This window comes from Streptomyces sp. YS-3 (genome assembly GCF_045257485.1).
Classification (GTDB): domain Bacteria; phylum Actinomycetota; class Actinomycetes; order Streptomycetales; family Streptomycetaceae; genus Streptomyces.
This window is the reverse complement of the sequence record NZ_JBJHPC010000500.1, coordinates 1-5,369: the sequence shown is the minus strand read 5'-3', so window position 1 is coordinate 5,369 and position 5,369 is coordinate 1. Positions and strand designations below refer to the sequence as shown.

Sequence of the window (5,369 nt, the reverse complement as noted above, 5' to 3'; positions counted from 1 at the left end):
CCGGAGCGGGGACAATCCCGGTGTCCGCCCCGCCCGTTCTCCGCCCGTGGTTGGAGGGTCCCCATGGAGCAGCCTGCCAAGATCGCTCCGGACGCCGTGCACCATCCCCTGTTCGCCCGCTTCTACGGCCGGTTCAGCGAAGGCGCCGACCGAAGAGCGGGGCTTGCCACCCACCGCCGTGAACTGCTGGCCGGGCTCTCCGGCCGGGTGATCGAGATCGGCGCGGGCAACGGCCTCAACTTCCCGCACTACCCGGGCACCGTCTCCGAGGTGGTCGCCATCGAACCCGAGCGCGGGCTGCGGGGGCCGGCCGTCCGGGCGGCGCTGCGCGCGGACGTGCCGGTCGACGTGGTGCCCGGGGCGGCCGAGGCGCTGCCGGTCAAGAGCGAGGCGTTCGACGCGGCCGTCGTCTCGCTGGTCCTGTGTTCCGTACGGGATGTGCCGCGCTCGCTGGCCGAGATCCGCCGGGTCCTGCGCCCCGGCGGCGAGCTGCGCTTCTTCGAGCACGTCCGGGCCGAGAGCGGCGTGCTCCCGGTCGTCCAGCGGGTGGCGGACCGGACCCTGTGGCCGCTGCTGTTCGGCGGGTGCCACACCTCGCGCGACCCGGTCGCGGCGATCGAGGCGGCCGGTTTCGAGCTGACCGGGGTCCGCCGGCTGCGGCTGCCCGAGAACGGCCCGAGCCACCCGGCCTCACCGTGCGTCCTGGGCGCGGCCCGGCGCCCCGATCTCGGCTGACCCCACCTGGCGCCGCCCCGGCGGCCCGGATCTCCTGCTGCCGCCGGATGGCCCGGGGACGGTCCGCGCCCCTACTCTCGTATGCCGTAACGGAGTCGGTCCGGCCACGACGCAACGACCTGGGAGGCGGCCTTGTCCACAGCTGCAGCGGCGACGGAAGGGGCCGCCGCGCGGGCCCGGTCGCTGACCAAGGCGTACGGCACGGGCGAGACGGCCGTCCTGGCGCTGGACTCGGTCGACGTCGACATCGCGCGTGGCCGGTTCACCGCGGTCATGGGCCCTTCGGGCTCGGGCAAGTCCACGCTGATGCACTGTCTGGCCGGGCTCGACACCGTCTCGGCGGGGCAGGTGTGGCTGGGCGCCACCGAGATCACCGGTCTCAGGGAGCGGGAGCTGACCCGGCTGCGCCGGGACCGTGTCGGCTTCATGTTCCAGTCCTTCAACCTGCTGCCGACGCTGACCGCCGCCGAGAACATCACGCTGCCCATGGACATCGCCGGGCGCAAACCCGACCAGGAGTGGCTGGACCGCGTCATCGACACGCTCGGGCTGCGCGACCGGCTGCGGCACCGGCCCGCCCAGCTCTCCGGCGGCCAGCAGCAGCGGGTGGCCTGCGCGCGGGCACTGGCCTCCCGCCCGGAGCTGATCTTCGCGGACGAGCCCACCGGCAACCTCGACTCCCGCGCCGGCGCCGAAGTGCTCACCTTCCTGAGGGAAGCCGTGGACGGGCTGGGGCAGACGGTCGTCATGGTCACCCACGACCCGGTCGCGGCGAGCCGCGCCGACCTGGTGCTGTTCCTGGCCGACGGGCGGATCGTGGACGAGATGCCGGCCCCGACGGCCGAAGCAGTACTGGACCGGCTGCGGCTCTTCTCGGGGGGCACCGGCACGGACACGGCGACGACGGGGGACCACGGACCGGCGAAAGGCCGGTAGACCGGGCAACGGCCCGGAGAGCGGGCGACGGCCGGAAGAGCGGGCAACGGCCCGGTGTGGGCCCCTGCGGCGGGGGCACCCTGTTGGCCCCGGGCCTCGCCCGGGTGCCGGCCCTCAGCCACCACCACCCCACACCACCACTTTGCCAATGCTTTACCATGGGTGCTACCACCCCACGACTGAAAGGTGTGAGCGTCCGCCCATGGGCGAGCCTCCCAGTACCCGTCCCCGTACCGGTACACGACATCGCGCGATCCTCCTGACCCTGCCCGATCATGGGACGGAGGTGAACCGATGACCGAAGTGCTTCTGCTCGTGGTGGCCGTGCTGCTGTCGCTGGCCTGCGGGGCCTTCGTGGCGGCCGAATTCTCCCTCACCACCGTGGAGCGCGGCGAGCTGGAGCGGGCCGTCGAGAACGGTGAGCGCGGCGCGAGCGGCGCCCTCAAGGCCGTGCGCAGCCTCACCTTCCAGCTCTCCGGCGCGCAGCTCGGCATCACCGTCACCAACCTGGTGATCGGCATGCTCGCCGAGCCCTCCATCGCCAAGCTGATCAGCGGACCCCTCGGCTCGCTCGGCCTGTCGGGCTCCACGGCCCGCTCGGTCGCACTGGTCCTCGGCACCGCCCTGTCGACGGTCTTCCTGATGGTCGTCGGCGAGCTCGTCCCCAAGAACTGGGCGATCTCCTCGCCGCTGGCGGTGGCCAAGGTCGTGGCCACGCCGCAGCGCGTCTTCAGCGCCGCCTTCCGCCCCTTCATCAGCCACCTCAACAACACCGCCAACCACCTGGTGCGCCGCCTCGGCATGGAGCCCGCCGAGGAGCTGGCCTCCGCCCGCAGCCCGCAGGAGCTGGTCGCGCTGGCCCGCCACTCGGCCAAGCAGGGCGCCCTCGAAGCGGACACCGCCGAGCTCTTCGTCCGTACGCTCAGCCTCGCCCAACTCGACGCCGAGAACGTGATGACGCCCCGCGTACAGGTCACCGCCCTGGAGGTGCACGCCACCGCGGAGGACGTCGCCAACGCCACGCGCGCGACCGGCCTGTCGCGCTTCCCCGTCTACCGGGGCAGCCTCGACACCATCGTCGGCATCGCCCACATCAAGGACGTCCTCGCCATCCCCACCGAACAGCGGCTGCGCCACCCGGTCACCGAGCTGCTGCGCGAGCCGCTGCTCGTACCCGCGACCCTGACCGTGGACCGGCTCCTCGACCAGCTGTACGGGCGGCGGACCATGGCCGTCGTCATCGACGAGTACGGCGGTACGGCCGGCGTCGTCACCATGGAGGACATCGTCGAGGAGGTCGTCGGCGAGGTACGCGACGAGCACGACCCGCACGAGACGTCCGACCTGGCCCGGGCCGGCGAGGACGCCGACGGACGCACCCTCTACTCGGCCGACGGCGCCGCCCGCACCGACCAGCTGGAGGCCATCGGCCTGCGTGTGCCGGAGGGCCCCTACGAGACACTGGCGGGCCTGGTCGCCACCGGGCTCGGCCGCATCCCGGCCCTCGGCGACAGCCTGGAGCTGGGCGGCTGGCGGCTCGACGTGGTCGACGCGTCCGGCCGCCGCGCCGCCCGCGTCCTGCTGCACGCCCCGCTGCCCGGCGACGGGGACCCGGACGCGGAGGGCGCCGACGAGGGGCCCGGACACCGCCGCCGCCGGGAGCACCGGGGCGCCGGGCACCGTGAGCACGGCGGTACGCGACGGGACCGGGCCGAACGGCGTGAGGCCCGCCGGGCTTCCGCCGACCGCGACGGCGCCACCACCCCCGACCTGCGGGATTCCCACGACGAGGGGGCCGGCCGATGACCGCCGTCCAGTTGCTGATCGGTCTGGCGACGCTGGTCGTCAACGCCTTCTTCGTCGGCGCCGAGTTCGCGCTGATCTCGGTGCGCCGCAGCCAGATCGAACCGCTCGCCGAGCAGGGCAACCGCCGTGCGCGCAGCGTGATCTGGGGGCTGGAGCACGTCTCCGCGCTGATGGCGGCGGCGCAGTTGGGCATCACGCTGTGCACCCTGGTGCTCGGTGTGGTCGCCGAGCCCGCCATCGAGCATCTGCTGGAGCCGGTGTTCCACCTGGTCGGGGTGGCGGAGGCCGCGGCGCGTCCGGTCTCCTTCTTCATCGCGCTGGCCCTCGCCACCTATCTCCACATGCTGCTCGGCGAGATGGTGCCGAAGAACATCGCGCTGGCCGAACCGGCCAGGACCGCGCTGCTGCTCGGTCCGCCCCTGGTGACGCTCGCGCGTGCGCTGCGCCCGGTGATCTTCGCCATCAACGCCTTCGCCAACACGCTGCTGAAGCTGCTGCGGGTGGAGACGAGGAACGAGGTCGCGGCGACGTTCTCCGACGCCGAGCTTGCCCGGATGGTCCGGGACGCGGGCGACGCCGGGCTGCTCGACGACCGGGCCGCCGAGCGGCTGCACGACGCCCTTGAGCTGGGGCGGCGTCCCGTCCAGGACGTGGTCGTACCGCTGGAGAAGGTGGTGCACACCCCGGTCGGCACGACCCCCGAGCAGTTGGAGCGGCTCGCCGCGCTGTCCGGCTTCTCCCGCTTCCCGGTCGTGGACACCGGCAACCGCATCCTCGGCTATCTGCACGTCAAGGACGCGCTCGACGCGATGCCGCGCGATGTGCCGTTCCCGGTGACGGCGCTGTGGCCGATCGCCCGGGTACGGACCTCGACACCGCTCGACGACGCACTGACCGCCATGCGCCGCAGCCGTACGCACCTCGCGGCGGTGCTCGACGACGACGGACGGCCGGCGGGGCTGTTGGCCATGGAGGACGTCCTGCGCGAGCTGGTCGGCACACCGGACACGGCGTAGGCGAGGGAGGTGCCCCGGGGCCGTGTCCCCCCGGGGCGTATCGCCTGGGGCCGTCCCCCGGGGCCGCTCACACGGCGGGCTTGGGGGCGGCTTCGGTGCCCGGCGCGGTGGCCACCGGCTTGGCGGGGGCGTCCGGCTCCGTGGTCTCGGTGAGGCCCGGGCCCGGCCGCCCCAGACCGGACGAGCCGATGGCCATCAGCACGGACGCCACCGTGGCGAGGCCCGCGGTGGCGAGCGCCGCCTTCCAGTCCACGTCGAACAGATTGGTCGCCCCGGCCGTCAGGACCGCCGCGAGCGACTGCGCGAACGTACGGACGGCCCGCTCGGCAGTCGCCTTCCAGAAGGCTTTGGTGAACATGGAACGCTCGCTTTCTCGTGCGTGATCGCGTGGTCGCGTGGTCGCGTGTTGGTCTGTGGCGTGAACTGTGTCGTGATCCGCGTCGTAGTCTGCGGGATCAAGTGGTCCGAACAGAAACGGAGTTGAGGCACGGGGGCACGGGGCCGCGGGGGCGGATGAGTGTTCCCGGCATACCGCGGAACGCCCCCCGCCGACAGGGCCCGCGCGACCCGGACCTGCCGAGTTCGCGCCGCGGACCTACGCCCGGCGCCGCACCGGCCCGGAAACCCTGGGCCGGGCTGCGCTCGCTCGTCGCCCAAGAGCCGCGCGGCACGACAGGCGCGGTGACGCCGCGTGCCGGGTGCCGGCAATGGACGCCGAGGCCCAGGCAATCGCCTACGGGTCCTGGCGCCGAGCCCTGGCGCTGCGCACCGACGCGGGTCAGTACGCTGCCGCGGCCGACAAACCGTCGAACAAGCCGCCGTTGTCCCAGGCGTCCCCCGCGACGACCAAGCCGGCCGAACCCCGCACCCAAGCCC

4 protein-coding genes and 1 pseudogene are annotated in these 5,369 nt (G+C 73.4%); 4 read left to right on the top strand and 1 reads right to left on the bottom strand.

Annotation, left to right across the window (positions count from 1 at the left end; translation table 11 throughout):
• Positions 1-63: 63 nt before the first annotated feature.
• The 4 genes and pseudogenes from ACJA3G_RS29190 (at position 64) to ACJA3G_RS29175 (ending at position 4,493) form a co-directional block, all read left to right on the top strand.
• On the top strand, positions 64-735 hold the full coding sequence (locus ACJA3G_RS29190) for a class I SAM-dependent methyltransferase (RefSeq protein ID WP_406556035.1): 672 nt from the start codon (positions 64-66) through the stop codon (positions 733-735).
• 132 nt (positions 736-867) lie between these two features.
• A complete protein-coding gene (locus ACJA3G_RS29185) occupies positions 868-1,671 on the top strand; it encodes an ABC transporter ATP-binding protein (protein ID WP_406556034.1) in 804 nt (267 codons plus the stop codon).
• A gap of 294 nt (positions 1,672-1,965) precedes the next feature.
• Positions 1,966-3,274: pseudogene (locus ACJA3G_RS29180) on the top strand (hemolysin family protein); the annotation flags it as partial.
• A 199-nt stretch (positions 3,275-3,473) separates the two neighbouring features.
• Positions 3,474-4,493, top strand: coding sequence for a hemolysin family protein (locus ACJA3G_RS29175; protein ID WP_406556033.1), 1,020 nt, complete (start codon positions 3,474-3,476; stop codon positions 4,491-4,493).
• A 67-nt stretch (positions 4,494-4,560) separates the two neighbouring features.
• Here ACJA3G_RS29175 and ACJA3G_RS29170 read toward each other — a convergent pair whose 3' ends face one another.
• The gene (locus ACJA3G_RS29170) at positions 4,561-4,851 is read right to left on the bottom strand and encodes a holin (protein ID WP_406556032.1); all 291 of its coding nucleotides are present in this window, start codon (positions 4,849-4,851) and stop codon (positions 4,561-4,563) included.
• Positions 4,852-5,369 lie beyond the last annotated feature (518 nt).

Coding starts and splice junctions, on each gene's coding strand:
- ACJA3G_RS29190 (WP_406556035.1), top strand. CDS start 64: ATGGAGCAGCCTGCCAAGATCGCTCCGGACGCCGTGCACCATCCCCTG.
- ACJA3G_RS29175 (WP_406556033.1), top strand. CDS start 3,474: ATGACCGCCGTCCAGTTGCTGATCGGTCTGGCGACGCTGGTCGTCAAC.
- ACJA3G_RS29170 (WP_406556032.1), bottom strand. CDS start 4,851: ATGTTCACCAAAGCCTTCTGGAAGGCGACTGCCGAGCGGGCCGTCCGT.